The organism is Weizmannia acidilactici (genome assembly GCF_008974185.1).
Classification (GTDB): domain Bacteria; phylum Bacillota; class Bacilli; order Bacillales; family Bacillaceae_C; genus Weizmannia; species Weizmannia acidilactici.
In genome coordinates, this window is the sequence record NZ_BKZP01000106.1 from 1 (window position 1) to 512 (window position 512).

Here is a 512-nt window from a genome sequence, read left to right on the forward strand (position 1 = left end):
TGGATTTAAGTCAATATTTTGGACACCAATAAGTGAAATTTAATTTTGATCTCATGCCATATTTTTCATGACATCGCTGGTCGCTTGACATGGAGCCTCTGCGGGCGTGGTGTTATGCGAAGGGCGAAAGGGGCAATGATTTCTTTCGCATGGCAAACAAGCCTGCCACACCCGCCACTCCATGTAAAGCGGATGCTTGTAAAATTGTGAAGAGCACTACGCTGCCCCTTTGATACTGTCTTCTGTTTCTTGTGGCGTCATATAGCCCAAGCAGCTATGAATCCGTTTCCGATTGTACCAGCCTTCTATAAATTCGAATAAGGCTCTTCTGGCAGCTTGAAAGTTCAAATAGTTGACTCTGTAGATCTCTTCCTTTTTCAGAATTGCATGGAAAGACTCAATGCAGGCGTTATCGTATGGGCAACCTTTTTTACTGAAGGAGTGTTTGAACTGCTTCTTTTCCATGTATTCTGCAAATTTCTCGCTTGTATACTGGGATCCCAAATCAGAAT

At 43.0% G+C, this 512-nt stretch carries 1 protein-coding gene; it reads right to left on the reverse strand.

Annotated features, from left to right (window positions below; all coding sequences use genetic code 11):
- Positions 1 to 216: 216 nt before the first annotated feature.
- Positions 217 to 512 (reverse strand): integrase core domain-containing protein (locus BpJC4_RS15905; RefSeq protein ID WP_151682025.1); only part of this gene is annotated, 296 nt, incomplete at its 5' end.